Origin of the sequence: Rheinheimera soli (genome assembly GCF_031457405.1) — a bacterium.
In the GTDB taxonomy this organism is placed as follows: domain Bacteria; phylum Pseudomonadota; class Gammaproteobacteria; order Enterobacterales; family Alteromonadaceae; genus Pararheinheimera; species Pararheinheimera soli_A.
In genome coordinates this window covers 43,769-68,195 of sequence record NZ_JAVDWR010000002.1, presented here as the reverse complement: position 1 = coordinate 68,195, position 24,427 = coordinate 43,769, and the positions used below count along the sequence as shown (strand labels likewise).

At 48.4% G+C, this 24,427-nt stretch carries 22 protein-coding genes; 10 read left to right on the top strand and 12 right to left on the bottom strand.

Annotated elements, in window-relative coordinates:
- Positions 1 to 259 precede the first annotated feature (259 nt).
- The gene (locus tag J2W69_RS05060) at positions 260 to 1,585 is read right to left on the bottom strand and encodes a 5-methyltetrahydrofolate--homocysteine methyltransferase (RefSeq protein ID WP_310275217.1); all 1,326 of its coding nucleotides are present in this window, start codon (positions 1,583 to 1,585) and stop codon (positions 260 to 262) included.
- 73 nt (positions 1,586 to 1,658) lie between these two features.
- Positions 1,659 to 4,079 (bottom strand): TonB-dependent receptor, encoded by a 2,421-nt coding sequence (locus J2W69_RS05055; RefSeq protein WP_310275215.1) that lies wholly within the window; start codon positions 4,077 to 4,079, stop codon positions 1,659 to 1,661.
- A gap of 118 nt (positions 4,080 to 4,197) precedes the next feature.
- Between J2W69_RS05055 and J2W69_RS05050 the strand changes: the two genes are divergently transcribed.
- From J2W69_RS05050 to J2W69_RS05025, 6 genes are read left to right on the top strand one after another with little or no spacing between them, the layout of a single operon-like run.
- Entirely contained in the window at positions 4,198 to 4,569 is a 372-nt protein-coding gene (locus J2W69_RS05050) for a MerC domain-containing protein (protein WP_310275212.1), read from the top strand.
- Between the two features lie 2 nt (positions 4,570 to 4,571).
- Positions 4,572 to 5,780 (top strand): zinc metallochaperone GTPase ZigA, encoded by a 1,209-nt coding sequence (gene zigA, locus J2W69_RS05045; protein ID WP_310275209.1) that lies wholly within the window; start codon positions 4,572 to 4,574, stop codon positions 5,778 to 5,780.
- Positions 5,780 to 6,364, top strand: coding sequence for a DUF1826 domain-containing protein (locus tag J2W69_RS05040; RefSeq protein ID WP_310275207.1), 585 nt, complete (start codon positions 5,780 to 5,782; stop codon positions 6,362 to 6,364). Before zigA ends, J2W69_RS05040 begins: the two co-directional genes overlap by 1 nt.
- Before the next feature lie 20 nt (positions 6,365 to 6,384).
- Complete coding sequence (locus J2W69_RS05035; protein ID WP_310275205.1) at positions 6,385 to 6,939, top strand: ZrgA family zinc uptake protein; 555 nt, start codon at positions 6,385 to 6,387, stop codon at positions 6,937 to 6,939.
- 3 nt (positions 6,940 to 6,942) lie between these two features.
- A complete protein-coding gene (locus tag J2W69_RS05030; RefSeq protein ID WP_310275203.1) occupies positions 6,943 to 7,371 on the top strand; it encodes a Fur family transcriptional regulator in 429 nt (142 codons plus the stop codon).
- Positions 7,368 to 8,429, top strand: coding sequence for a CobW family GTP-binding protein (locus J2W69_RS05025; RefSeq protein ID WP_310275201.1), 1,062 nt, complete (start codon positions 7,368 to 7,370; stop codon positions 8,427 to 8,429). Before J2W69_RS05030 ends, J2W69_RS05025 begins: the two co-directional genes overlap by 4 nt.
- Before the next feature lie 75 nt (positions 8,430 to 8,504).
- Here J2W69_RS05025 and J2W69_RS05020 read toward each other — a convergent pair whose 3' ends face one another.
- The 3 genes from J2W69_RS05020 to J2W69_RS05010 are packed head-to-tail and all read right to left on the bottom strand — an operon-like array spanning position 8,505 to position 10,188.
- Positions 8,505 to 8,993, bottom strand: a complete 489-nt coding sequence (locus J2W69_RS05020; protein ID WP_310275199.1) for a CC0125/CC1285 family lipoprotein — start codon at positions 8,991 to 8,993, stop codon at positions 8,505 to 8,507.
- A 2-nt stretch (positions 8,994 to 8,995) separates the two neighbouring features.
- On the bottom strand, positions 8,996 to 9,703 hold the full coding sequence (locus tag J2W69_RS05015) for a hypothetical protein (RefSeq protein ID WP_310275197.1): 708 nt from the start codon (positions 9,701 to 9,703) through the stop codon (positions 8,996 to 8,998).
- A complete protein-coding gene (locus J2W69_RS05010) occupies positions 9,700 to 10,188 on the bottom strand; it encodes an RNA polymerase sigma factor (RefSeq protein ID WP_310275195.1) in 489 nt (162 codons plus the stop codon). The genes J2W69_RS05015 and J2W69_RS05010 overlap by 4 nt, the downstream gene beginning before the upstream one ends.
- A gap of 126 nt (positions 10,189 to 10,314) precedes the next feature.
- Here J2W69_RS05010 and J2W69_RS05005 point away from each other — a divergent pair, with 126 nt between their 5' ends.
- Positions 10,315 to 11,658, top strand: coding sequence for a S8 family serine peptidase (locus J2W69_RS05005; RefSeq protein ID WP_310275193.1), 1,344 nt, complete (start codon positions 10,315 to 10,317; stop codon positions 11,656 to 11,658).
- Here the strand turns inward: J2W69_RS05005 and J2W69_RS05000 are convergent.
- The 7 genes from J2W69_RS05000 to hemN form a co-directional block, all read right to left on the bottom strand.
- On the bottom strand, positions 11,655 to 12,569 hold the full coding sequence (locus J2W69_RS05000) for an outer membrane beta-barrel protein (protein WP_310275190.1): 915 nt from the start codon (positions 12,567 to 12,569) through the stop codon (positions 11,655 to 11,657). The genes J2W69_RS05005 and J2W69_RS05000 overlap by 4 nt on opposite strands.
- Positions 12,570 to 12,614: 45 nt before the next feature.
- The gene (locus J2W69_RS04995) at positions 12,615 to 13,271 is read right to left on the bottom strand and encodes a hypothetical protein (protein ID WP_310275188.1); all 657 of its coding nucleotides are present in this window, start codon (positions 13,269 to 13,271) and stop codon (positions 12,615 to 12,617) included.
- 55 nt (positions 13,272 to 13,326) lie between these two features.
- Positions 13,327 to 14,937, bottom strand: a complete 1,611-nt coding sequence (locus J2W69_RS04990; RefSeq protein ID WP_310275185.1) for a sensor domain-containing diguanylate cyclase — start codon at positions 14,935 to 14,937, stop codon at positions 13,327 to 13,329.
- Between the two features lie 19 nt (positions 14,938 to 14,956).
- A complete protein-coding gene (locus J2W69_RS04985) occupies positions 14,957 to 15,394 on the bottom strand; it encodes a nucleoside deaminase (protein WP_310275761.1) in 438 nt (145 codons plus the stop codon).
- Between the two features lie 132 nt (positions 15,395 to 15,526).
- Entirely contained in the window at positions 15,527 to 15,721 is a 195-nt protein-coding gene (locus J2W69_RS04980; RefSeq protein WP_310275183.1) for a YfhL family 4Fe-4S dicluster ferredoxin, read from the bottom strand.
- Positions 15,706 to 17,034, bottom strand: coding sequence for a prephenate-dependent tRNA uridine(34) hydroxylase TrhP (trhP, locus tag J2W69_RS04975; protein WP_310275181.1), 1,329 nt, complete (start codon positions 17,032 to 17,034; stop codon positions 15,706 to 15,708). Before trhP ends, J2W69_RS04980 begins: the two co-directional genes overlap by 16 nt.
- A gap of 72 nt (positions 17,035 to 17,106) precedes the next feature.
- Positions 17,107 to 18,483: an oxygen-independent coproporphyrinogen III oxidase gene (gene hemN, locus J2W69_RS04970; protein ID WP_310275179.1), complete on the bottom strand. Its 1,377-nt coding sequence runs from the start codon at positions 18,481 to 18,483 to the stop codon at positions 17,107 to 17,109.
- Between the two features lie 199 nt (positions 18,484 to 18,682).
- Here hemN and J2W69_RS04965 point away from each other — a divergent pair, with 199 nt between their 5' ends.
- The 3 genes from J2W69_RS04965 to J2W69_RS04955 are packed head-to-tail and all read left to right on the top strand — an operon-like array spanning position 18,683 to position 24,408.
- On the top strand, positions 18,683 to 19,846 hold the full coding sequence (locus tag J2W69_RS04965) for an efflux RND transporter periplasmic adaptor subunit (protein WP_310275177.1): 1,164 nt from the start codon (positions 18,683 to 18,685) through the stop codon (positions 19,844 to 19,846).
- Positions 19,847 to 19,864: 18 nt separating this feature from the next.
- A complete protein-coding gene (locus J2W69_RS04960) occupies positions 19,865 to 22,996 on the top strand; it encodes an efflux RND transporter permease subunit (protein ID WP_310275175.1) in 3,132 nt (1,043 codons plus the stop codon).
- Positions 22,993 to 24,408 carry an efflux transporter outer membrane subunit gene (locus J2W69_RS04955; protein ID WP_310275173.1) on the top strand — a complete coding sequence of 472 codons (1,416 nt, stop codon included), beginning with the start codon at positions 22,993 to 22,995 and terminating at the stop codon, positions 24,406 to 24,408. The genes J2W69_RS04960 and J2W69_RS04955 overlap by 4 nt, the downstream gene beginning before the upstream one ends.
- Positions 24,409 to 24,427 lie beyond the last annotated feature (19 nt).

Here is a 24,427-nt window from a genome sequence, read left to right as displayed (position 1 = left end):
TTATTAACTCAGCGCCAGTTGATCCTTATCCTGCCTAAATTCCCAGTATCGCTGTATGCCGCTTAGATTTGTTTATTTATTTGCAATAAGGTTTTTAAGCCTGCATGGGCTTAGCTTTGGGCAAATTTTAAATCTTTAGGCAGGCGAAACCTTTGAACTAAAGTGATTACGGCAAGTGTTTTAGCAGCTTACTCTGTTAGATCAAAAAAGGCAGTCATCACCGACTGCCTTTGCTATTGAGCTTGAATAAAGCTAAAGATTAATGCTCTTTATGCCCTGCCGGAATACCCAGCCACACCAGTTTATGTGGCACAAAACCAAGCTCTTGTTTCTCAGTCACTTCAGCTTCTTCCAGATCAATAGTGCTAACGGTTTTGCTCAGTGGATCCGCCACATAAACCTTGTCGTCTGCTGCAGATATAGCCAGCTGTAACTGACTGCCTGTTGGCATAGTAGTTAAATCAGCGCTGGTGACCTGAACTTTGTCTGCCAGTTCAAAAGCTGCACCAGTTGTAGCCTCTGCATTGTAATTAAGAATACTCAGAGCGCCAGTGGAGTCCAGCAGCACAAACTTTTCGCCGTGATCAGCAAAGCCATAACCTATGATGCTGGCCCCTGTAGCGGCCTGCCAATCCACTTTGCTCAGGCTGCCTGCTTCAGGGTTGACTGAAAACACAGTGGCGCCGGCAAAGCCGATAAAATGCCGGGCGTCTTCAGCACCTTCCAGCGTGCCAATACGCATAGTGCCCGTGAAATCAGTGGTATGAGCCACTTTGCTGGCAATGAAACGTTCACCGTCCTGCTTTAACAGCATCACGCCATCAGTACAACCAAAGCTGACGTAATCTTTGTTTTGTGCACTGCCATGTAAGCCAGGGCAACGCAGGTCAAATTCCTGCTCCAGATGGAAGTGATCCCCATGCACATGATAAATACCCACCTGATCCGGCAAAGTACTGGCTGTTGCGGCATCACGGATAGTTGAAACTAACATCTCACCCCGGGCCTGAGCTGCGCCGTGCATATGAGTGCTGTAAGTTAAAACCGGATAGTCGTTGCGGCCTGTATTAATTTGATCATCATTCAGCACTGCTACTTTTGCCACACTGGAAGTAGCCACGTTACCGTCAAAAAAGATGGCAATTTGCTTGTCTGTTGTAGTGACATGAGTAGGACGGCTTTCGCTTAACTGCAGGCTCATCAAGCGTGGATCTTCTTCATAAGGGTGCAGGTGATCGCCATGATCTTCCTGATACAAACCACCGTCGATAAACTCCACTTTATCCGTATCACGTTGCACTACCATGGCAAAACGCTGACTGGCTGAAGCATACAAAGCAGAAGCTTTGCTGATTGAGCTGAATTGGCCCAACAAGTCGCCATCTTCAAGGTTGTAAACCCTGAGCATAGTGCTGTCTTTATCAGAAATAACCAGACGACCAGCACCGGTTTCGTGGTCGTGATCATGATCGTCTTCAATAGGAATAGGATCCTTTTCGACTATGTTGGTAGTACTGTCACCACAGGCGGCCAGTAATGAAGCACTGATCAGTAACGCCAGCACATTTAGTTTTGATTTCAACATACAAACTCCATAAAAAAATAAAAAGATCGCGACTCAGCAGGCACACCAGGAACAGTTCAGCCGCGATAAAAACTTAAAATTGACCACGAATACCTAAACCCAAAGAACGGCCAGGCAAGGGGGTTTTGTCTTTCAAAAAAGAGGTGTGAACACGGGCTTCTTCGTCCGTCAGGTTTTCGCCTTTGACGTAAAGCACTATGTCTTGTAAGGCACCACTGAAGTGGTAACTGACTGAGGCATCCAGCAGGTTGTAGCCCGCAGTTGCACTTTCCAGCTCTGAAACTCTGTCTTGCTTGAAATAACGGGTCAGGCGCAGATCGGCGGAGATTTGATCGCCTTCATAGGCCAGTTCACTGGATAAACGCAGTGGTGGAGTGCGGGGTAAATCTCCCCCTCTGTCCAGTCGGGCACGGATATAATCGGCCTGAACTGTGAAGCGATAAGGCTGAGCAATTTGCCATACCAGCTGTGATTCAAAACCATGCAAAATCACATCTTCTGCGACAAAAAGGTAAACCGGCAACTCAGCACTGTGGTCATGCCCTTCTTCGTCGCCATGATCATGGTTATGGCCGTCTTCAGCGAATAAGCCAGTGTTTTGCTGGTAGTAGTAGTTATCTACTTTGTTGTAGAAGGCATTCAATACCAGACCAATATCACCGCTGATTTTACGGAAGGTCAGGTCCAGGTTATTCGCTACTTCCATTTCGATTAGCTGACGATTCAGCACTATGGCTTGTTCTGCGTGCGGGTCGTCATTGAGGCTGAATAAAGCACCTATTTCATAAGAAGCGGTGCCAATATGAGGGCCGAATGACAATAACTCAGAAGCTGAAGGGGCGCGTTCTGAACGGGACACTGACACACCTAAGTTGTAACCTTCAGTAAAATCCCAGACAGCACCGGCGGACAAGCTGTAGGGCTTAAACTTATGCTCTACATCAAAGACCCGGATAAATTCTGCGGCATGACCATGATCGTGATCATGGCCGTGATCATGCGCATCGTCGTCGTGCGAATGTGCCGCCAATGGTGGTAACAATACATCAGCTGCATTGATAGTCACCTGCTCAGTACGGGCACCCAGTTGCAATAACACAGAACCAAAATGCCGTTCTTCCATCAGGGCCACTGCCAGCATTTCAGTACTGGATGGTGGGGTAAAAGCTTCAGCTCCAACTGCAGAAAAATCGCTGTGTTTATAGTGCAGGCTGACCCCACCACGCCAATCGGCAATGACCGGATGCAGCAATTCAAAACGGGCTTCTTCGCTCCGGTTTTTGAAAGTGGTGCCTACTAAACCCTCTTCAATTTCCATATGTTGATAGTCTGTGTAAGCAATGCGGCTGTTCAGCTTCTGCAGCCAGGGCAAATCCAGATCCAGTTCACTTAAAAACTGCACTCTGTCTTGTTTCAGATCGGCATACACAGACTCTTCGGCATGTTCTTCGCCTTCGTGTGCATGACCACCATGGCTATGACCAGGAATACCGTATTCACGTTTTAACTGACCAAAAGAGACACCGACAAAACCATTCTCCAGCAGGTAACTGCTGCCTAAGCTAAAACCTTTGGCTGTTGCAGCTGTATTGGCGACTTTGCCTGAAGCGCCTGCTTCGTGATCATGATCTTCGTCGTCGTGATGCACTTCTGCTTCACCCGGAATGCTGTAATCATCGTTATCACGCCAGAATACGTCGGCATATAAACCGGTTTGGCCAATAAAAGTCTGAGCAGAACCTGAAGCCAGTTTTTCGTTATTCACCGACTCACGCTGAAGCATCCACTCGCCTTTAGTGACTTGCTCAGTGGGAATTCTGTTATCCACCACGTTGACCACACCACCAATAGCGCCACTGCCGTAAAACAAAGTGGCCGGGCCACGTAATACTTCAATCTGACTGGCGGTGCTGGCTTCAGCCGACACGCTATGATCAGGCCCAACGCGAGAGGCATCACCAGCATCCAAACCATTTTGCGTGATCAAAACCCGTGGGCCATCTAAACCACGAATAATAGGGCTACTGGCCACAGAGCCATAAAAGTTACTGTGCACCCCAACTTCGTTTTTCAGCGTATCGCCCAACGTAGACTGTTGATTCATTTTCAGTCGCTCACCAGCCAGCACACTGACAGGCAAAGCAGATTCTGTACTGGAAGCATGAAATGGACTGGCTTTGACATCAATAATTTCAAGCGCTGTAGGGCTTAACGCAAATTGCATGCCCTGTGCTGGTAACTCCAGCTGAAAATTCCGGTGCGCAAAACTGTTTGCTTCAATATGTAATTCAGTGTGATGACCTTGCAACGCCTGAAATTCAAAGCGGCCAGCAGCGTCAGTTTTCACCTTTTTATTCTGCCCAACTACTGTGACCCAGGCTTCAGCTACAGGCTGCCCTTGCTCATCCACTACAGTACCCTGCACTGATTGAGCCCATACCTGACCACTCAGACTAGCGGCGATCAGACTGGCCAATAAAGTTTTTCTACCCATGCACTTCCCCAAAAAACAAAATCAGTTTCAGTTGCTTTCACGAATTGTGATAATATAACATATCACGAAATCACTGTAAGTTGGCAAGTCCCTGTTACATCAAATAAGGCAAAAAACCATGAAAGATTTGTTAGGAGTGTGTTTATCAGGGCTTTGTATCCTGCATTGTTTGTTTACGCCTGTGTTGTTGGCGCTGGGTGGTGTAGGTCTGATTGGCGTCTGGTTTGAATCTGAATGGGTGCATTATTTATTGCTGGCGCCTATCAGTCTGATCCTGGCCTGGAGCCTGCCGCTGTCATGGGTGAAGCATCGCAATATGAAGCCTTTACTGATTGGTGGTCTGGGTTTTAGCTTGTTGCTGATCTCTCTTTTTGTGCCTGAATCTGCAGAGCCTGTGCTGGCGGTTTTAGGTGGATTTATTCTGATTGCAGCGCATCTGTTGAACAGACGCCTGCTGAATACCCATATTCCTGCTGCATTGGTGAATTAACTATGAATAACTCTGTAGATAAAAGATTACCCGTCACTGTGCTCTCCGGCTTTTTAGGCGCAGGCAAAACCACTCTACTGAATCAAATTCTCAATAACAGAGCTGGCCGCAAAGTGGCGGTGATCGTCAATGATATGAGCGAGTTAAATATTGATGCCGCCACAGTGAAAAACGAAGTCAGTCTGAACCGTGCTGAAGAAAAACTGGTGGAAATGAGCAACGGCTGCATTTGCTGTACCTTGCGTGAAGACTTATTACTGGAAGTGGGTCGCTTAGCCCACGAAGGCCGTTTTGATTATTTAGTCATTGAATCAACAGGCATTTCAGAGCCCCTGCCTATAGCTGAAACCTTTACTTTTGCCGATGAAGAGGGCCAGAGTTTATCCGATATAGCCCGGCTCGATACCATGGTGACAGTGGTGGATGCAGTGAACTTTTTAAAAGACTATCGCGAAGCCAGTTCGTTGCAGGAGAAAGGCGAAAGTCTGGGTGAAGAAGACGAACGCAGTGTGGCGGATCTTCTGATCGAACAAGTGGAGTTTTGTGATCTGTTAGTGATCAGCAAAGCAGATTTGGTCAGTGAGCACGATTTGCAGGAACTCAAAGCCATACTGCGCAAACTTAATAGTACAGCGCAAATCCATCAGGCCTGTCAGGGAAAAATTGATATCGACAAAGTGCTCGGAACAGGCTTATTTGATTTTGAAAAAGCCCAGCAAGCACCAGGCTGGCTAAAAGAGTTACGGGGCGAACATCAGAGCGAATCAGAAGAATATGGCATCAGCAGTTTTGCTTTTCAGGCCCGTGTCCCTTTTCATCCAGAACGTTTTTATGACTTCCTGCATCAGGAATGGCCTCAGGGTAAACTTTTGAGATCCAAAGGTTATTTCTGGCTGGCCAGTGAACCTGACTATGCATGGCAATGGCATCAGGCTGGCGGTATAGCCCGTTATGGTATGGCAGGTTTGTTCTGGCATGCAGTGCCACAAGAGGAATGGCCGGATGACGCTGAAGCAGTACACAGCATTCAAAGCAGCTTTGTCGGGCCTTTTGGCGATTGCCGGCAAGAACTGGTGTTTATTGGCCAGCAGTTGGATCAGGTACAGATGCTGAAACAATTAGAACAATGCCTGCTGACCGAACAAGAACTGGCGCTGTCGATCAACGAATGGAAAGCTATCACCAGTCCATTTCAGGCGGAATTTGCCTGATGCTGGCGGCCTTTCAACTTCTGCCGCAGATGAGACAGCTGCAAAGCAGTTCCAGCGACATACTGACTGAGCTGTTTCAGCCTGATGTTAATCTGGTGATTTGGCAACGCGAACTCAGCCAGCGCACCCGGACTTATGCTGGTGCTCTTAGCAAATTTGTTGATCTGCAACTGGTCGCTGAACCTGAAGAGCTGACAAGATTGCTACAGAATCGCTTGCCGGACGCAGAAGGGAAAGCCGAGTTTATCGCCGATCTGGAACTGCTAAGTCAAATCTTGACCTGCCTGATGGATTGCTCTGCAGTAGGAGTCCGGCTAAAACGACTGGAAAAAGCCATGTGCCCCCGTTTTCATACCGACCATGTAGCAGCACGTTTACTGGTCACTTATTCAGGTCCTGCCACAGAGTGGCATGCCGGAACCACAGCACAAAGCCAACAACCTTATCAGCAGATCCTAACCGGTGAGGTTGCGTTACTTAAAGGCTCTGGCTGGAACGGCAATAAAGACGGAGCCATCTGGCATCGTTCCCCTCATACCGATCAACCCCGCTTGCTGCTGAGCCTGGATCCAGTAGGCGAATAATCAATATCCGGAGAATGTCTATGCGCTTATCTTATATTTTTGCCAGCTGTTGCACCCTGCTTAGTGTCTGCACTCTGGCAGAACAGCCTGACACCAGAGCCCACCAACATGGAGTAGCCCGGCTTGAGCTGTTTCAACTGGCGACAGATTTACAGATCAGCTTTTATGCCACAGCTTCAGATATTCTGGGTTTTGAGCATCAGCCAGAAACACAGGCTGAACTTGATGCCGTCAAAAAAGCCAAAACGCTGCTGGCTGAACCTGATAAGTTGTTTAGCATTGCAGGGGCAGACTGTCACCTGAAGCACCATCAATCGAATTTGGCCGAACTGCAACAGCATGCAGAGGCCGAACACAAAGATTCACATTACCATGACCACAAGCATACAGGTCATTCCGATATAGAAAGCAGTTATCAGTTCAGCTGTACATCGGTTACAGAGCCCGTCACGGTAAGAGTGAACTTGTTTAGTCTGTTCCCGGACCTGCAGCAGATCCAGAGCAGTTGGATCACACAAAAGGGTCAGTCTGCAGCCACTTTGACGCCGGCTGACCACCAGCTATCGCTGAACTAACCTATGCAGACAGCCACACCAGAGCAAGCACCAACAGAGCTGAAGCTCAGCGGCAACCGCAAGGCCGTGTTTAAGTTGATGCAACAGCAACAACGTGCTTTGTCTGCTTATGAAATTATCGACCTGTTGCGCCCACAAATAGGCCGGATCATCCACCCTATGCTGGTATATCGCTGTCTGGATTTTTTACTGGCAAAGCAGTTGATCGTGAAGCTGGTATCGGTCAATAAATTTGTCGCTTTGCCCAGTGGCCTGACGGAACCTGGTCAGTGCCTGATCTGTGAAATTTGCCAGGCCGTGATGTTTTCGGCCAGCTCAAATCCACTGCAACAACAAAAACGCAAAATAGCAGCCACAGGTTTTAAGTTACATCAACAGCCTGTTGAATTTCATGGCATATGTGCATCTTGCCAAAAGGATCATACAACATGACCATAAGCTCACAGCGTATTCCGCTTTATCTGTTGACCGGCTTTTTAGGCAGCGGCAAAACAACCTTATTGAACCAGTGGATAAAAGATCCAGCCTTCAGTAAAGCCCTGGTGATTATCAATGAATTTGGCGAAACCAGCCTGGATCACCTGTTAGTCAGCCGCAGCACTGAAGAGCAAATTGTTGAACTGTCCAATGGCTGCATTTGCTGCACGACACGAGGCGATCTGGTGAAAACCCTGACTGACATTAGTTGGCGCTTCAGCCGCAACGGCATCAAAAGTTTTGACCGGGTTATTATCGAAACTACGGGTCTGGCAGACCCAAGCCCTATACTCAGTACGCTGATTTCCAATCAGAAAATTTTTCAGCAATACAAATTGCAGGGCACTGTGACTACAGTAGATGCAGTGAATGCGCTGCATACCTTAAGTCAGTACCGGGAAGCTAAACGTCAGGTTGCGGTAGCCGATTTGATCCTGTTAACCAAACAGGACCTGGCTGATGAGGACACTCTAACCCAGGTGCAGCAGCACATTCGCCAACTCAACCCAACTGCCCCTGTGCAAATCTCTGATCAGGGCGTCACAGCTCTTTCTGCTTTACTGGAGTTGGATCATGTAGAACCTGTTCAATCTGTCACACCATTGACCAACTGGCTGAATTTTGGTTCCGCGCAGTTTGAACCTTTGAACTCCAGCCCGGTGACATCATCTCCAGCTTCAACTGGCAATGAAATAAGCGCACACCAGGATACGATCAACACCTACTGCTATCAGATAACCCGCCCTGTAACTTTGTTTGCTATCCAACTCTGGCTGGACGCCTTATTACCAGAGATGGGCCATCAGTTACTGCGTGTAAAAGCAATTTTAAACGTGGAAGGATTTCCCGGCCCTATAGTGATCCATGGGGTACAGCAGCTATTGCACCCAACAGCTGTGCTGACACATTGGCCCAATGACGACAGGCAAAGCAAACTGGTGTTTATTACCGACCAGTTATCCAGAGAACAGCTGGAAAAAAGCCTGCGACCTTTACTCGGCTTGAAGATCTAGAGGGGTCAGAAGTGCCTGTGTCACTAAGCAACTTCTGACCTTGACCAGCACGATCTTTCTATAGATGACCACAGCTCAATGCTGTTGCTTTAACCTTTGCACTACTTCAGCAGCCTGAAATACGCTGTCCCCTTGTGGGCTAACTCCTTTCCCCAACCGAATATCGATGCGCACCTCAGTGAAGTCCACCGCTGTTTCTGGCTCTGGCGCTAATTCCGTCTGCTGGTAGCTGGTGCAACTCAATAAACCACAGGATTTCTGTTGATGAGTGACAGTGTGGTGTCTGGCGCTCACTGTATAATTTCTCCGATCAACCAAAGTTTCTTTTGCTACCAAGTCAAACCAGTCGTAACCCTGACTCAAGGTTAGTTCGGCCGCTCTTTGCAGGGCATAATCCATCGCCTTCACTTTGTTTTTACCCCTGAGCTTAAATTGCACTCTGTGATAGTTAGGGCCAAGTTCAGTATCGCTGTAGCCATAACCAGCAGCCGATGCGCTGCGATAATCAGGCGTGCTGCTGCATGCGGTCAGAGTTAATAGTAAAACAGCAAAAAGTAGCTTCATGGTTATTCTCCTTTGTGCTTTGTTGACCAACCTTGCTTGATCAGCAGTTCTTCACCTGAAAGGCTTAACACCTGGCCTGAAATCATCTGGTCAATCATCGGATCCAGCACCACAGCGCCGCTGGCAGTCTGGTACAACGGACTCTCTGTAGCTGCAGTCTTGATCATAGCCTCCAACTGCCAGCCATCTGCAGAACGGCAGGCCAGTTGCTGACTGAGTTCAGTAGTGCTGCTAACCTGATACTGTCGGCAGTAGCGGCTTTGTTTGTCCATAAAGGTCAAATGGGGTGTCAGACTGCTGTCCGCTGTTAACTGATAACTGACTCCTGCAGGCTGAGTCTCCAGCGCCAGGCTGATCTCAGTCCATGGGTCCTGCTGTTGCCACAGCACTAAGGCATAACCAGCAGCAAAAGCCATACAAGCTGCAGCTGCACTGTGCCACTGCCGTGGCTGTGCCAACCGACGCCACAAGGGAAACCGGATCACTGAACCTTGTTCAGGTTCGTCCAGCAGCGCCAGCAGCTGATCAGGTACCGGAGTCTGGTCTATCAGACTTGCCTGCTGTTTGAGCAATACATCCACTTCAGCCAAAGCCGCCAGACGTTCAGATAATTGCTCGTCCTGTTGCAGCAACAAACGAATATGCTGCATCTGAGCTTCAGGTAATTCTGCATCAAGAAATGCAGATAACAGTTCATCTGTGATCTTCATAAAGTGTAACTCCCCTCTGCAATCAGAACGCTTTGCACTAAAGCACTGCGTGCTCTGGCAAGACGACTCATAATGGTCCCTGCCGGTAAGGCCAGTATCTGTGCGGCTTCAGCATAACTGCAGCCTTGCACAGCAACCAGACTCAGCACTTCTTTTTGTTCTTCAGGTAACAGGCTTATGGCTTTTTGCACCTGCGTTAACTGAATTTGTGCCAGCATAGTGGCTTCACCATCTGTACTGGCTTCCTGCAGCTCTGGTTCATTGGCCCCGGCTTGCCGTACTTTGCGGCTGCGGTATTCATCTATCCAGACATTGCGACATACCCGGAAACACCAATGCAATAAGGTCACATGGGGTTCTGGCGGGTTATTCAGCAACCGCTCTACGGTGTTTTGCACCAGATCGTCGGCGTCCTGAACTGAACCGGTCAGCGAAAACGCAAAACGTCGCAGCTGAGGTAATAAAGTTTTTAATTCAGTTTTCATCGTCAGTAATACTCCCTGTTAGAAAGGAGACGGATCGGCCATTAGATTTATTCCATAAATACCGGAATTTTTTTTCAGCTCAGACGTTTTTATGGTACATAGTTTTAAGCCACCCAAGAGACTAAGATGAAAAAGAAACTGACTTTTGTGCTGCTGTCCATGCTGACACTGGAATCGCAAGCCCAGCTTTTACCTTCAACTCCCTTGACCGACAGGCTGGAACAGCCTCTTGGTGTGCCCGTAACAGACCGCCTGACAACTTTGGAGCGGCAGGTCTTGTACCAAAGCAGACAACAGCTTCTCAAGGATAAGCTTGCTACCGAAGAGTTACGTCAGCGCTTAAGTCACAGTCTGGATCCCATAGTACAACTGCCAGCCAGTCTGCCTGTGGTGAACAAGCAAAACCAAGTGTTATGGCGTGAGATTGAACTTGAACCCGGTGTAAGGGTCGTGGAAGGTCAGTGGCTCTTGGCTCTGAGTCCTCAACAATGGCAACAACAAACTCTGCTGCACCCTTACTTAGTTGACCAGCAAAGCTACCCCGAGCTGGATTTATTTTTTTATCGGATCCAACTGCCTGTTGGCTCCAGAGCAACAACTGAATTGCTGCACTCTCTACCTGATGCTATCAAAGCGCAGATGTCCAGCAACAGCATTTACAGTCCACAACAGGGCAGGTCCGATACAGTTACGGCAGCGCCATCCAACAGTGCCTGCCAGAGTCAGGTGCGTATCGGCATGGTGGATTCAGCAGTCGATCAGCAGCATCAGGCTTTTACGCATTCAGATTCATTGATCAGTAAAAACTTTTTACCCGCTGATTTGGATCAAAGCCATCAGCATGGCACAGCTGTGGCTTCTTTACTTGTGGGTCGGGGGCCCGGCTTAAAGGCGTTGTTACCACAGGCGCAGCTACTTAGTGCAGCTGTGTTTTATCAGCAAAATACCTATCAGCAAAGTGCAACTCTGGTCCATTTATTGGAGGCGCTGAACTGGCTGGCGTCACAACAGGTGCAATTGATCAATCTGAGCCTGACAGGTCCGGCTCATCCTTTGCTGCAGCAGGCGGTTAAGGCTCTGGATAAGAAAAATGTGGTACTTATTGCTGCGGCCGGTAATGCAGGCCCTGCAGCAGCACCTTTGTATCCGGCCGCTTATCCGCAGGTGATTGCAGTTACTGCTGTGGATCAGCACCAGCATATTTATCGCTGGGCGAATCAGGGCGACTATATTGAATTCGCCGCGCCCGGAGTGGCTGTTACTGTGGCCAAAGCCGGAGCTGGCTTTGGTTTGGAAACCGGGACTTCATTGGCTTCTCCTGTGGTTGCCGCTATTGCCGCCTGTCAGCTGGCGTCGGGTGTCACTGCGACACAACTCAGAACTCAATTACAGCAACAGGCTGTGGATTTAGGAGAACCGGGCAAAGACACCGTCTATGGTTTTGGCCTGCTTCGCCCTGGCTCCCATTAAAAAGACAAACGCAGTGCCATACCGGCCAGATTTTGCGAATAGTCTGCTGTTGGTACGTTGGATGCAGAATTCTGATGCTCTAACTGGGTTGTCAGCGCCAGATAGTGATTCAATTGCCATTGCCAGTTCAGTTGCCAGCTGTTAATCCTGTCCTGGCGTTTTTCAGCTTCGCCAGCCATCTGATAGTCTTTGTGTTGCCACTGCCACCCTAACTGAAGCTTGTGATCCTGCTCAAGCCAACGCCATTGCTGTGACGCTTTCAGTTGTAGCAAAGGGCCACGAAAATCAAACAACTCAGACTGAGTCTGCTCGTCCTGATAAGCCAAACCTAGTTGCACAAAGCCTTGCTGATCGGCACTGAATACAAAGAGATCACTGCGCAGTTGTTGCTGTTTTGCATCTCTGTCGTCCAGCACCTTAAAATCTTTGTCGGTCTGATTCAGGCTTATTCTGACGTAATAGCGCTGCAACCACAGCTTAGCCAGATACAAGCTGTATTGCTCAAGCCCAAGAAAATCCTCACTGGCTAATTCGGCGTCAGCTTTGTGCACAGTGCCGCCCAGTGTCAGCCACTTGGCCTGATAACTCAGGTCCAAGGCCCAAAGCCCCAGTGTGGTATTAAAGTCTGAATTATCCTGCCAACGATTTTGTTGATGGGTGTAACCCAGATCCAGTGTCCATTGTTCAGTTGGTTTCCAGCGCAACGCCAGCTGAGCTTCGAGTTTCTGACCCGCAGCAGAACGACCAGACGCATTGTCCAGTTCTGCCGTTTTCAGGTTGGAATTGTAATTTTGGCCATAACTCAGATAACCAGAAACTTGGGTTTGTTCTGACAGTTCAGCTGCTCCTGCCGGAGCAAGCCCCAGCATGCTTGTCAGCGGTAAACACAAAAGATAATTCAGTGGTTTCATACATAAGCTCCAGAAAAAGGCCGACAGAACGCCGGCCTGATGGCCTTATAAAACCAGATTTAACGCACTGGTCAGGCTGGATTGCACCGAATTAACCACTTCAGCTTTGATGGTGTCATCTACTGCTTTGGTCAGTTCAGTGTTGATTTGCTGTTGCACCAGGGTGCTGCTGCTTTGGCTGATCGCAGCCTGAGCTGATTTATTCGCCACATCAGACAATGCAGGAAGCTCTGCGGGTACAACAGAGTCTGCTGATGGAAGTTCAGGCATAGTCACAGCTGGTGGGGTCAGCAGAGCAGATACAACAGCTGAGCTTTGTTGAGTGATGTTTGTGCTTTGCGTCAGAGCCGCTGCAGGCTGCTCTACTACAGATTGACTTAGCTCAGTTACCATCCCCCCTGTCAGTACAGTCTGTGATGCTGCATTTTGTAAGGATTCTTCCTGATGTTGTTCCGCACTGTTTTGACTGGAGCTGCTTTGTGCCCTCGCAGTGGCAGATACAGAACTGTCAGAGTTTGCACTGACTGTCGCATTCGCTATAGAGGGCTGGATGGTACTTTGCTGCTGCATGCTTACAGCCACATTCGCATTCTGGGCTGCTGCAGTAGCAGTCACAGCCATATCAGCCTGGGCTAAACACAGTCCGGACACTGATGCCAATAAAACTGCTGCAGATAATGAAGAAAAGCTAAGTGTGTTCATATTGATTACCTCTGTTGTCACCATTGACACAGAGGTAACGGTTCAGCCTGAAGATTTATTCCACCGCAGGAAAAAAATCTGCAGTGCCTAATCGACTGGCTAATTCTGCTTTTTGCTGATACATACGCTGATCTGCTACTTTGTTCAAAGCCAGATCAGTTTCACCATCCTCTGGGTAACAGGCCAGGCCTATACTGCAGCTGATTTGGATTTCCAGACCGTGGATATCAAAAGGTCTGGCTATGGCTTGCTGAATTTTTTCGGCCACCATGGCGCCATGATGAGATTCATCAATCTGCGGCAACAAAATGATAAACTCATCCCCTCCGATACGGGCCACTGTATCGGAGGAGCGGATTGCACACTGTAAACGTTCTGCCACTTGCTGTAATAACAAGTCACCCACTGCATGACCATGGGTATCGTTCACAGGTTTAAATTTGTTTAAGTCGAGTAACATTAAAGCCAGAGATTTTTGGTGCCGCATGGCGTACTGCAGGGCTTTTTGTAAGCGGTCGGCAAACAAAGTTCGGTTAGGCAGGCCTGTTAAGGTATCGTGCTGCGCCATATAACGCATACGTTCTTCTATTTTACGTCGCTCTGTTAAATCACGGCTGACTCCTAAAATGCCAGCAAACTTGCCTTCACTATCATACATACCGGAGATTTTCACTTCACTCCAGACTCTGCGTCCGTCTTTGCATACCTGTTCCACTTCTCCCACATAATCCGGATAAGCTTCTCCCTCTAGTAATGCTTTTGCGGCTTTTTTCATTTGCAGTTTGATCTGAGCATAAGACTCAGGCGTGACCAATTGCTGCATTTGTTGTTGCATCAATTCAGTCACCGGATAACCTGTTAGTTTTTCCGCTGAAGGGCTGATATAGGTAAAATACCCGCCCAGATCCATAGTCCAAATCACGTCAGTGGCATGATCCGCTAATAACCTGTGCCGCTCTTCACTGCGTTTAAGCGCTTCAATGGCATTACTGCGCTCTATCACAATTTCTGCCAAAGCTGCACTTTCGCAAATAAGCTGAAAGTCCTGCTCTGAGGGTACTGTCACCTCTTTGTGATAAATAGCAAAAGTGCCCAGCACTTTCCCCTGACGGTTTTTAATAGGTTCAGACCAGCAGGAACTGATACCTGCTAACTCCACCAAAGCCTGGTACGGCTGCCAGTAAGGATGTACCCGCACATCTTCCACTATCACCCGCTTGCCTGAATAGGCAGCTGTACCACAGGATCCTACACCATAACCAGCAGCCAAACCTTCTATGGCGGCGTTGTATTCATCCGGCAAATGGGGTGCCGAAGCGACATGCAGAAGCCCTTGCTCATCGAGTAATAACACAGTGCAGCTGGCTGAAGGATCCATTTGTTCAGCTCCTTCCACCAGAGCATCCAACACCTGTTTCAATGGCACTTGTTCAACAATCATCGCCAGCACCCTGCTGCGATTTTGCTGCATCAGGGCGGCTCTCTGACCTGAAATGACAATAGCTTTGAGTTTACGGTTGACCCGCACTATAAAAATAAGAAAAGCCAATGCAGCAGGAATAATGCAAAGTGCAGCGGCAGCCAAAAACAGCCAGCCAAAGCTGGTGTTTTCACCTGCCGATACCTGAGCTGAGACCTGAGTCGCGGCCATCAGCACACTGAGCATAACGCAGCATGCCTTCACGTTATTCCCCTATATCTTCATTCCATAGTTCTGGTTTAGCGGCGATAAAGTCCTGCATCAGCTGCACACATTCGGTATTGTCCTGGATCACCAGTTCAACTCCCCGGCTTTGCACATAAGCTTCAGGTCCCTGAAAAGTTCGGTTTTCGCCTACTACTACTTTAGGAATACCATACAACAACACTGTGCCACTGCACATATCACAAGGGGATAAAGTGGAATACAAGACTGCATTTTGGTAGTCTTTGGCCGTTAAACGACCGGCATTTTCCAGACAATCCATCTCTGCATGCAAAACACAACTGCCTTTTTGCACCCGTTGATTATGGCCACGGCCTACAATTTCGCCATTGATCACCAGCACAGATCCTATGGGGATCCCCCCTTCAGCTAAACTTTTTTTGGCTTGTTCTATAGCTGCTAACATAAAAGGGTCAATCATTCACACCATCCTGCATCTCATCTGAAATCAGCCACAACCCAGTGAAGCTTGTGGCCCTGTTTCAATAGTTTAGTGATAAAACCTGCAAAGGAGGGAAGAATGATTTAAAAAAATCTTTATCCTGTGGTTTTACGCAGAAACAAATTCAATACAATCCAGCGGGCAAACCTCAATACAAGCAGGTTTGTTATAAAAACCCACACATTCAGTACAGAGTTCTGCATCCACCTGATACTGCTGCTCCGCTCTGTAAATAGCTGTATTCGGACATTCCGGGGCACAGAGATCACAGTGAATACAGTCTGCGTCTATCCACACTGACATGTTTTTTCCCCACAAGTCAGCTCAGGCTTCGCTTTTTGCTGTTTCAGTAAAAACGCATGTTGTGGACTCACACCATCAGGCAGCTGCAACCAGACCTGATAACCAGACCCTGGCGCAATCAGCAACTGGCAGCCATCTTCGGCACAAAAAACGCCATCCACAGGCGTGACGCCCGCTGGTGTCATCAGCAGTAACTGATCGTCAAAGGTAAAACGATTTTTGACCTGCACTAAAGCCTGGCCCTGAGCATTGATTTCGCCACTAAATTCGCCCACCAGCAATTGCTCACCTTCACTGTGGCTGGTTTGATAGTTTTGTAAATCAGCAGGCACATGCCGGCGCAAAAAACCTTCGGTAAAACCACGATTCGCCATGCCATTCAGTTGCTGCAGCAGTATAGGGTCAAACGCCTTACCCGCCATCGCATCATCTATAGCCTGACGATACACTTGTGCAGTGCGGGCGACATAATAAGCTGACTTAGTGCGGCCTTCGATTTTTAGTGAATGCACACCCATAGCGGTCAACGCCTGAACATGCTGCACAGCTCGCAAGTCTTTGGAGTTAAATATATAACTGCCATGTTCATCTTCATCCAGCAACATCAGCTCACCCGGCCTGCCTTGCTCTTCCACCAGCACTGGATCTGGCAATGCTGAAGCGACAGGCTTGTACTGCCCTGCTTCATCTTCTTCTGCCTGATGGCTTTGATAAGACCAACGGCAGGCATTGGTGCAGGCGCCCTGATTAGGGTCCCGTTTATTGATATAACCTGATAATAAACAACGACCTGAATAAGCCATACAAAGCGCACCATGCACAAAAACTTCCAGCTCCATAGCCGGTACTTTTTCGCGGATTTGCGCTATCTCTTCCAGCGCCAGCTCACGGGATAAGATCACTCTTTCTATACCTTGTTGCTGCCAGAACAAGACAGCAGCCCAGTTCACCGTATTGGCTTGTACTGACAAATGCAAAGGCATCTGAGGGAAATGCTGACGTAATAAATAAACCACGCCAGGGTCAGACACTATCAATGCATCAGGCCCAAGTTCTATAGCCGGGGCCATATCCTCAACAAAACGCTGCAACTTGCTGTTATGCGGCGCAATATTCACCACCAGATAGAATTTTTTTCCCTGTTGATGGGCCTCAAAGATGCCAATAGCCAGAGTTTCAAGATCAAATTCGTTATTACGCACCCTCAGGCTAAAACGCGGCTGACCTGCATACACAGCGTCAGCACCATAAGCAAAAGCCATTCGCATGGCTTTTAAACTGCCAGCCGGGGATAAAAGTTCAGGAGCATTCATAGCCGCAATCCAGATCATGCCAAAAGAAGAGGCGCATCTTAGCGCCTGCTCAGTTCAGTGTTTTGCGTTGGATCAAACCACTTTGGAATAACTTAAGTTGTCACTCTTCGCCAGATAACGATCAAAACAGGCGCAGACCACCCGCACCAGCAAACGCCCAGTTGCTGTCACCTGAATATGGTCGTTGGAATAACTGACCAGGCCATCCATACGCAAGGGTTCAAGTTTAGGTAACACATCAGCGAAATAATCCCAGAAATCTGTCAGGCCAAAACGCTGACAAAAGGCAGGGATGTCCAATTCAAAATGACAAATCAGCTGGCTGATTAAAGCGGCTCTGATTTTATCGTCCTGAGTTAAACTTAATCCTTTATCCACTGGCCATTGGCCTAAGGCTAATTGCTGCTGGTATTGTTTCAGCTCTTTCTGATTTTGCCAGATCACGCCGTTCACCTGACTGATAGAGGACACACCTAAGCCCACCAAAGCATCTTGTCCTGCTGTGGTATAACCCTGAAAATTACGCTGTAATTTGCCTTGCTGCTGCGCTATTGCCAGCTTGTCTGTGGCTTTAGCGAAATGATCCATACCAATACACTGATAGCCCGCCTGACTAAAACGTTCTATCGCTAATTGCAGCAAGGCTAATTTATCTTCCGCCTGTGGCAGGCTTTGGGTTGGAATTTTACGCTGTGCGGCAAAACGGGTCGGCATATGGGCGTAACTGAATAACGACACCCGGTCCGGATCCAGTTCCAGTACTTTATCCAGAGTGTCTGAAAAACGCGTGGCTTGCTGATAAGGCAAACCGTAGACCAAATCCAGATTGATAGAGCTAAATCCCAAAGCACGGGCATGCAAAACTAAAACCCGAACAAGCTCCTCGCTTTGTACCCTGTTAATCGCAACTTGCACCTGTTCGTCGAAATCCTGCACGCCAAAACTTAGCCGGCTAAAACCAAGCTCACGCAAATGCGCCAGTTTATCCAAAGTGCAACTGCGTGGGTCTATCTCTACCGATAGCTCAGCATCTGCTTTAAACACAAAATGCTGCCGCAACAGTTGCATCAACAATGACAACTGTTCTTCCGTTAAAAAGGTGGGGGTGCCACCGCCTAAATGCAGCTGAGAAATAGTTTTGTCAGCTAATAAATGCTGATACAGCCCCATCTCCTGCTCCAGCGCCAACAGATACAAATCAGCTTTGCTGCTGTGACGAGTGACTATTTTATTGCAGCCGCAGTAATAACAAAGTTGCTGGCAAAAGGGGATATGCAGGTACAAACACAACTCTGCAGCAGAACCCGCCAAAGCCGCCTGTACCGCAGAGGCCGGGAAATCAGGCAATAAAGACAAAGCCGTAGGGTAAGAAGTGTAACGTGGTCCATTCACCGAATACTTCTGTATTAATTCGGAAGACCATAAAGGCTGTGGTGCTAAGTCCATCATTATTTCCCCTGCAACAAAATTAAACAGAGTGTAAAAGACTAAAGCCCGCTGTCTCTTGATCTGAAATAACAAAGCTCGTTTTTCCTGCACTGCAATGCACTTTTCACGACCAAAACCTGCAAAACGGCGACAAAGTGAGCTGGCAAACCAGAGAAAAACAACTTAGAATGAACGTTCACTCTAAATGGAGATTTTAAAGATGCAGCATTCCCGCATTGTATTTTTTGCCCTGACAGCCCTGGCGGGCTCTGTTGCTTTGGCCGGTTGTGGTCAGGCTGCACACCCAGTAGCCCCTGCTGCACAGGCCGTGCCTGTTGGTGTCGTCACGCTAAAAAGTCAGGCCGTCACCCTGACTAAAGAATTGCCAGGCCGTGTTGCCGCCTCACAAATTGCTGAAATTCGCCCTCAGGTGAACGGCATAGTGCTGCAACGTTTATTTACCGAAGGCAGTGAAGTCAAAGCCGGTCAGGCTTTGTATCAGATTGACCCTGCGACTTTTGAAGCGCAGCTTTCCAGCGCTAAAGCTGCAGTGGCACGAGCTCAGGCCAGCACCGCCAGCAGCAAAGCCAAAGCCGGTCGTTATACCGAATTGTTAAAAATTAAAGCCGTCAGTCAGCAAGAGTTTGATGAAGCGGACGCCAGCTATAAACAAGCTCAGGCCGATTTACTGACAGCTCAGGCTCAGTTAAAAACTGCTCAGATCAATGTAAATTACAGCAAAGTGCTTTCCCCTATTGATGGCCAAATCAGCAAATCTGCCGTAACAGCCGGCGCTTTAGTCAGTGCCAGTCAAAGTACAGCTTTGGCGACAGTGACTGTGCTGGATCCTATTTATGTCGACCTAACACAATCCAGCAACGAGATGCTGCAATTGAAAAAAGCTCTGGCCTCTGGTGATTTAGGTTCAGATGCAGCTATTCAGACTGTAGTTGAACTGAAAATGGAAGACGGTTCTGTGTACCCACATAAAGGTACTTTGCAATTTTCAGAAGTGACTGTGGAGCCGGGTACTGGTTCTGTCACCTTAAGAGCACAATTCCCTAACCCTGAAAAGTTATTACTGCCTGGCATGTATGTGCGGGCCGAAGTAGTGGAAGGCGTGAAAGCCAGGGCTATTCTGGCACCACAACGTGGTATCAGCCGTAACAGCAAAGGTGAAGCCACCGCCATGGTGGTTAGCAAAGAAGGCAAAGTCGAAGCCCGTATTTTACAGGCGAACCGCACTATAGGTTCTGACTGGCTGGTCAGCAGTGGCTTAAATGAAGGCGATCAACTGATTATTGAAGGCTTACAGAAAATACGCCCTGGTGCGCCAGTTCAGGCAGTTCCTGCCGAGTCAGCCACTCAAGCCAGCCCGCAGTAACGCCAACGGAGAATTTGAATGTCACGATTTTTTATCGACAGGCCGATTTTTGCCTGGGTCTTGGCCATAGTGGTGATGCTGGCTGGTGTATTAGCCATCCAGTCTTTGCCTATAGCACAGTATCCATCCATAGCACCGCCAGCTATCAGTGTCAGTGCCAGTTATCCTGGTGCTTCGGCCCGTACGCTGGAAGACACTGTCACTCAGGTGATAGAACAAAAAATGAAAGGCTTAGATGGCCTGATGTATATGTCATCTACTTCTGAGTCCAATGGTTCAGTCTCTTTAACCTTAACCTTCAGCGCCGATACCGATCCGGATATAGCTCAGGTACAGGTGCAAAATAAACTGGCTCTGGCCACTCCGCTGTTACCGCAGGAAGTGCAGCGCCAGGGTGTATCTGTGGCCAAGTCTGCACGTAACTTCCTGTTAGTGGCAGGTTTTGTCTCCGAAGATGGCAGCATGACGAACATCGACATAGGCGATTATGTTGCGTCTAACGTGCAGGACATAGTATCGCGAGTCAACGGTGTGGGTGAAGTTCAGCTGTTTGGTTCTCAGTATGCGATGCGTATCTGGTTAGACCCGGCCAAACTGCAAAACTATAAACTGACGACAGCCGATATCAGCGCCGCTATCAGTGCACAAAATGCTCAGGTGTCTGCCGGACAATTAGGCGGCATGCCTGCTATTGAAGGCCAGCAATTAAATGCCACAGTCACAGCACAAAGCCGTTTGCAAACTCCGGAACAGTTCCGCGACATATTGGTGAAAACCAACAGCGACGGCTCTGTGGTGCGCTTAGCTGATGTAGCCAAAGTGGAATTAGGTGGCGAAAACTATGGGGTTGTAGCCCGCTTTAACGGTAAACCCGCCTCTGGTATTGGTGTAAAACTGGCCAGTGGTGCGAATGCGCTCGATACTGCAGCTGGAGTGAAACAAGCCCTTGCCGATCTGGAACCCTTTTTCCCCGCTGGCTTAAAAGCTGTGGTGCCCTACGACACCACACCTTTTGTTTCGTTGTCGATTGAAAAAGTAGTACATACCTTAATTGAGGCTGTGGTTTTGGTCTTTGTGGTGATGTATCTGTTCCTGCAAAACTTCCGCGCTACCTTAATTCCGACCATCGCTGTGCCTGTGGTATTGCTGGGTACTTTTGCCATCTTATCGGCCTTTGGTTATTCCATTAATACCCTGACTATGTTTGCTATGGTTCTGGCGATAGGCTTATTGGTCGATGACGCCATAGTGGTCGTTGAAAACGTCGAACGGGTGATGACCGAAGAGGGTTTATCTGCGCTTGAAGCCACCCGTAAATCCATGGATGAAATCAAAGGTGCTTTAGTAGGTATCGCCATGGTGTTGTCAGCGGTCTTTGTTCCTATGGCATTTTTTGGTGGCTCTACTGGGGTGATTTACCGTCAGTTCTCTATCACTTTGGTCTCTGCAATGGGCCTGTCTGTATTGGTGGCTTTAATTCTGACACCAGCCTTGTGTGCCACTTTATTAAAGCCAAGCCATGTGCATGACGACAGCTCTGTCTTAGGGAAATTTTTCTCTGGTTTTAACCGTGGTTTTGATAAAACCAACAAAGGCACGCAAAACTTTGTCAGCCGTATGATCCAGCAAAGCAAACGCTACCTGTTATGTTATGCGCTGATTTTTGGCGGCATGGTGTACATTTTTAGCCAGTTGCCTTCGGCTTTTTTACCGGACGAAGATCAGGGTATTTTGTTTAATCAGGTGGTGCTGCCAGCAGGTTCTACTACAGAACAAACTCTGAAAGTAGTAGAGAAAATGGAAAACCATTTCCTGCAGGACCAGGGTGAAGCAGTGAAGTCTATCTTTACCGTCACAGGCTTCAGCTTTGCTGGCTCTGGTCAGAATGCAGCCTTAGGTTTTGTTAATTTAAAACACTGGGATGAACGTCAGGGTGATGGTTTATCTGTAGGTGCTGTCGCTGGCAAAGCCATGGGCTATTTCTCTACTATTAAAGAAGCTTTTGTCTTTGCATTCCCGCCACCAGCCGTAGTCGAACTGGGTACTGCCAACGGCTTTAACCTGCATTTACAGGACAGAGCAGGCTTAGGTCATGAGCAATTGTTGGCCGCCCGTAATCAGCTGTTAGGCATGGCGGCACAAAGCCCTGTGCTTGCTGGTGTGCGCCCTAATGGTCAGGAAGATATGCCAGAGTTGAAACTGGATATAGATTTAGCCAAAGCTGAAGCCTTAGGAGTCAGTCAGGCTTCGATCAACAGCACCTTGTCCACCGCATGGGGTAGCAGCTACGTCAATGATTTTATTGACAGAGGCCGGGTGAAAAAAGTGTTTTTACAAGGTTCAGCAGACAGCCGTATGGTGCCTGAAGATTTAACCAAATGGTATGTGCGTAATAACAATGGTGATATGGTGCCCTTCTCTGCCTTTGCCAGTTCACACTGGACTTATGGCTCTCCCCGTCTGGAGCGGTACAACGGTTTCTCTTCTATGGAAATTCAGGGCGCTGCGGCACCTGGTTACAGTACAGGTCAGGCCATGGACGAGATGGAGCAACTGGCTAAACAGTTACCTCCGGGTTTTGCCTACGAGTGGACAGGTATCTCTTATGAAGAACGCTTAAGTGGTGGTCAGGCACCTTTACTTTATGCCTTGTCATTATTAGTGGTATTCCTTTGTTTAGCTGCTTTGTATGAAAGCTGGTCTGTGCCTGCAGCTGTAATGATGATAGTGCCTTTAGGTGTATTTGGTGCTGCATTGGCTGCGCTGCTGGCCGGTTTATCAAACGATATCTATCTGCAGGTGGGTTTGTTAACCACTATAGGGTTAGCCTCTAAAAACGCCATTTTAATAGTGGAGTTTGCTATCCACCGTATGGATCAGGGCTTAGGTTTGGTTGAAGCTGCTATTGAAGCTGTGCGTTTACGTCTGCGCCCTATCATTATGACCTCTATGGCCTTTATCTGTGGTGTATTACCTCTGGCTATTGCCTCCAGTGCTGGCTCTGGTGCTCAGAACGCCCTTGGTATTTCAGTGATAGGCGGTACTTTAGCTTCGTCTGTGCTGGTGGTGGTATTTGTGCCAATGTTTTTTGTGTTAGTACGCCGGATTTTTCCTGGCACACAAAAAGAAGCACAGGAGAAAACAGTATGAATGTAAAAGCCTTAAGTTTAAGCAGTCTGGCCCTGCTGGTATTAAGCGCCTGCCAGCTGGCGCCGGAGCAACAAGCCATTGAACTCCCTGTGCCTGATGCTTACGCGTCAGTTGCACAAGGGGTTGGTACTGCTGCTTCACAACTGCATTGGCAGCAGTTTTTCAGCAACCCCAAGCTACAGCAACTGATAGAGCTCAGTCTTACTCAGAATAAAGACTTGCAAATCGCGGCCTTAAATGTGCAACGGGTCCGGGCTTTGTATCAGATTGAAGACTCAGCTTTGTATCCGGCGCTGAATTTAAATGCTTCAGGCACACGCCAGCGTTTACCTGCAGATTTAACAGGCACAGGCAGTGCCCAAATTAATCAGCAATACAGCGCTACTGTGGGCATTACCTCCTACGAGCTGGATTTCTGGGGCAAAGTGCGTAATCAGTCAGAACAAGCCTTGCAGCAGTTGTATGCAACAGAGCAGGCCCAATTAAGCAGCCAGATCAGTCTGGTGGCAGAATTAGCCAATGCCTGGCTGAGCTACGCTGCCGATCAGCAGTTGTTGGAGCTGGCAACCCATACTTTACATAGCCAACAAAAAACTCTGGAACTGACAGAACAAAGCTACCACTTAGGTGCAGCTTCAGCCTTAACACTGCAGCAAGTGAAAAGCACTGTAGCCACAGCCAAAGTGGATATAGCTCGTTATCAGCGTTTACTGCAGCGCGACAAAAACGCTTTGGATCTGCTGACAGGCGCACAAGTGTCTGCAGACCTGCTGCCGGATCAGCCGCTGAGCAAAGTAGTGCAGTTGCCTGAATTACCAGCAGGTTTACCTTCGGATTTATTGCAGCAAAGACCGGATCTGAAAGCAGCAGAACATGATTTATTGGCAGCCAATGCCAATATAGGCATCGCCAAAGCAGCCTTTTTCCCCAGCATCAGCTTAACCGCTAATGCGGGTTCAGCCTCAAGTGAACTGGATAATCTGTTTAAAGGCGGCTCAGGCAGCTGGAGTTTTATGCCATCTGTTCACCTGCCCATCTTTAACATGGGCCGCACCCAGGCCAACCTGAATGTGGCAGAAACACAGCAGCAAGTAGCTTTAGTGACTTATCAGCAAAAAATTCAGCAGGCCTTTCGTGAAGTCTCTGATGCTTTAGCGGATCGTGAAGGCTATGCAGCTCAGCTGCGGGCGCAGCAAGACTTAGCGAACAGTAACCAACAAAGTTTTACCTTGTCCGAAGCGCGCTTTAAGCAAGGTGTTGACAGCTATTTGCAGGTGCTGGACGCTCAGCGTTCCTGGTACAGCGCACAACAACAACTGATCAGCGGCCAACAAGCTTTGCTTGCCAGCCAGATTAGTTTGTATAAAGTGCTCGGCGGTGGTTGGCAGAGCAACACCAGTCCTGTGGAATAACAAGCAGTCGCCGGGCCTG